The sequence below is a fragment of the Kineococcus vitellinus genome (assembly GCF_009906315.1).
In the GTDB taxonomy this organism is placed as follows: Bacteria; Actinomycetota; Actinomycetes; order Actinomycetales; family Kineococcaceae; genus Kineococcus; species Kineococcus vitellinus.
This window is the reverse complement of sequence record NZ_JAAALL010000442.1, coordinates 1-2,470: the sequence shown is the minus strand read 5'-3', so window position 1 is coordinate 2,470 and position 2,470 is coordinate 1. Positions and strand designations below refer to the sequence as shown.

Below are 2,470 nucleotides of genomic sequence, written 5' to 3'. Positions count from 1 at the left end.
CCCAGGCCCCGCTCTGCCGCGCCGCCCTCGACCTGGTCGCCGCCCGCGCCCACGGGGAGCACGCCCTCTTCGCCGCGGTGCTGCGCGAGCTGCGCGAGGACTTCGGCGACCTGTGCGCGGTGGGCAGCCTCGCCGTCGCCCACGCCGCGCTGCGGCTGGTGTGCACCACCTCCGGCAGCACCGGCGCCCAGGTCCTCGCCCGGGTGGTCGTCAACGACGTGCCCGCCGCCCGCGACGTCGCCGCCGAGGTGCTGGCCGTGCTGGCCCGCGCCGGCGACGACCTCGGCGGCGCCTGCGAGGCCGCCCGCCTGCTGGGGCGCGGCCCGCGCGCCGAGGACGCCGTGGTCGTCCTCACCGACGTCGCGCTCGCGCTGCTCACCCGCACGGCGGCCCTCGCCGGCGTCGGCGTGAGCGCGGTCTGCCGGCACCTGCGCGAGCAGGTGGAGTCCTCCCTCGCCGGCGACCCCGCCGCCTGAGCGATCAGGCCCCGCCGCCGGCCGGGTGCTGCGGCCACAGCCGCAGCAGGTGGTCGAAGGAGGCGGACTTGCGCTGCTCGTAGTCCTCGTCGGTGGCGGTCCGCTTGACGGCCTCGTGCTCGGCGAGCAGCCGCGGGTCGGCGCGCAGCAGCTGCCAGCAGCGGGTGAAGCGCAGGTCGTGCTCCGAGCCGGCCGGGGTCAGCGCCAGCCCGGTGGGCAGCGGCGTGCCGGGCACCGCGAACGTCGCCAGCGTCGGGCCCCAGATCCCCGGGTGGACGACGGGCAGCAGCTCGCCCAGCCGGTCCCGGACGGCCTCGAAGTCCGCCGCCGGGACGCGCAGGTGCAGGTCGACGTCGCCGCGCGTCCAGCCGCCCTCGACGCTGGCGGCCCCCACGAGCAGCAGCTCACCGGGGACCCCGGCCTCGCGCAGCGCGCGCCGCTGCCGCTCCAGCACCGCGAGCGCGGTGCCGTGCACCTCCGCCGACGGGCGCAGCTCGACCACCTGCGCACCCCACCACGGCGGCACGGCCGGCGCACGGCGGACCCAGCACCTTGCGCTTCTAAGGTACTGGTGCCACAGTCGGGTGTGAGCGGTGAGCTGACCTTCGACCTGCACCTGCTGACCGCCCGCCTCGACCGCGCCGCGGACCGGCTGCTGCGCGCGGAGCTCGACCTGCCCTACCGCCGCTTCCTCGCCCTGCTGCTCGTGGGCGAGGGCGTCCCCACCCAGCGCGTGCTCGCCGAGGCGCTGGGCGTCACCGAACCCTCGACGAGCCGGATGGTCGCCGTCCTCGCCGAGGCCGGCCTGCTCGAGGTGTCGGTCCCCGCGGGCGGCGGGAACCGGCGCGGGCTGCGGCTGAGCGCCGCGGGCGCGCACCTGGTCGCCACCGGGCGGGCCCTGCTGGAGGAGCGCTTCGCCGCCCTCGTGGCCGCGAGCGACTTCCCCTACGCGCAGTACGCGCAGCAGACCCGGCGCCTCATCGAGGTGCTGGACCACGACGAGAGCGGAGCACCCCCGTGAACGGATCGACGGTCCTGCTCATCGCCCACGCGGGCAGCGCGCTGGTGTGCCTGGGCCTGGGCGCCCTCGTGCTGCTGCGCAGGCGCAAGGGCGACGCCGCGCACCGCCGCGCGGGCTGGTGCTGGGTCGCCGGCATGACGTTCGTCGCGACGAGCTCGTTCGCCGTCCGCGACCTCCGCGACGGCCGGCTGAGCCTGCTGCACGTGCTGTCCGCGGTCACCCTCGTCAGCCTGGTCCTGGGGATCCGCGCGGCCCGGCGCCGCGACGTGCGCGGGCACCGGGCGAACATGCGCGGCAGCTGGTTCGGCCTGCTCGGGGCCTTCCTCGGCGCCGTCGCGGTGCCCGGCCGCGACGTCCCGGTGTTCGTCGTGACCGAACCGCTGGGCGCGCTCGCCGCCGCCGGCGCCGTCGTGGCCGTCACCGCGGTCCTCGCGCTGACCACCCGCCTCCTCGAGCGGCACGGCGGCAGGCGCAGCGGCGATCGGCCGGGGACCGCGGTGCCGGAGGCCGTCGGCTGACCCGGCGGGTGGGGCGACGTGCACGCGCCGTTGGCCGCGGGTTGGGCCCGGGTTCGCCGGGCGGTGCCAGGTTGTGCCTGCCCTGAGCATCGAACTGAGAGGTACCCCGGTGTCCGACGACCAGTCCAGCACGCACGACGAGTCGATGCCCGCTCGTCGCGGATTCTTCACCCGTCGAGGCCTCCTCGGCACGGGCGGCCTCGCCACCGCCATCGTCCTCGGCCAGGGGCTGCGCGACGCGTCGTCCGCCTCCGCCGCCGCCCCCGCCTACGTCCCGGCGCAGCTGAACGTCAAGGACGCGCACTACTCCACCACCGTGCGGCGCGTGCTGAACGCCGCCGTCGGCACCGGCAGCGCCGTCCGGATCCTGCCGGTGGACCGCGCCAAGTTCCAGGCCGGCGCCACGTTCGACCTGCGCATCGAGGCCACCGGCGTGGACCCGGAGACCACCAGGA

At 77.1% G+C, this 2,470-nt stretch carries 5 protein-coding genes; 4 read left to right on the top strand and 1 reads right to left on the bottom strand.

The annotated features are described in order from the left end of the window. Nucleotides 1-476 (top strand): hypothetical protein (locus GTQ99_RS22160; RefSeq protein WP_166617849.1); only part of this gene is annotated, 476 nt, incomplete at its 5' end. Between the two features lie 4 nt (nt 477-480). Here GTQ99_RS22160 and GTQ99_RS22155 read toward each other — a convergent pair. Then, a complete protein-coding gene (locus GTQ99_RS22155; RefSeq protein ID WP_166617848.1) occupies nt 481-978 on the bottom strand; it encodes a GrpB family protein in 498 nt (165 codons plus the stop codon). Nucleotides 979-1,062: 84 nt separating this feature from the next. Here GTQ99_RS22155 and GTQ99_RS22150 point away from each other — a divergent pair, with 84 nt between their 5' ends. From GTQ99_RS22150 to GTQ99_RS22140, 3 genes are all read left to right on the top strand, one after another. Then, complete coding sequence (locus GTQ99_RS22150; RefSeq protein ID WP_166617847.1) at nt 1,063-1,497, top strand: MarR family transcriptional regulator; 435 nt, start codon at nt 1,063-1,065, stop codon at nt 1,495-1,497. After that, nucleotides 1,494-2,015 (top strand): DUF2306 domain-containing protein, encoded by a 522-nt coding sequence (locus tag GTQ99_RS22145; RefSeq protein ID WP_166617846.1) that lies wholly within the window; start codon nt 1,494-1,496, stop codon nt 2,013-2,015. The genes GTQ99_RS22150 and GTQ99_RS22145 overlap by 4 nt, the downstream gene beginning before the upstream one ends. Nucleotides 2,016-2,124: 109 nt before the next feature. Continuing rightward, the coding region (locus GTQ99_RS22140; protein WP_166617845.1) for a hypothetical protein at nt 2,125-2,470 on the top strand (346 nt) is incomplete at its 3' end.